Annotated in this window: 1 pseudogene; it reads left to right on the forward strand. The window is 78.7% G+C overall.

The features are described from left to right. A pseudogene (locus J4G33_RS16865) lies at nt 1-348 on the forward strand (insulinase family protein); the annotation flags it as partial.

Below are 348 nucleotides of genomic sequence, written 5' to 3' on the forward strand. Positions count from 1 at the left end.
GAGCTGGCCATGAACGACGACGACCCTGCCGACGTCGTCCACGAGCAGTTCGCCGCCGCGGTGCTCGCCGAGCACCCGCTGGGTCGCCCCAGCGGCGGGACCCCCGCCTCGATCCGTGCGGTGCCCCGCGACGCGGTCTGGGAGCACTACCGCGAGCACTACGGCCCGGCCACCCTCGTGGTGACCGCGGCCGGCGGGGTCGACCACGAGCCGCTCTGCGCCCCGGTGGTCGGGGCCCTCGCGCAGGGCGGGTGGGACCTCTCGGGGGGGCACGCCCCCCGGGCGCGTCGCGGTGCCGGGGCGCAGGACTCCCTGACGCTGCCGGACGGGTCCGCCCCTCGGGCGACC

Origin of the sequence: Actinotalea soli (assembly GCF_017565425.1) — a bacterium.
Taxonomy (GTDB): Bacteria; Actinomycetota; Actinomycetes; order Actinomycetales; family Cellulomonadaceae; genus Actinotalea; species Actinotalea soli.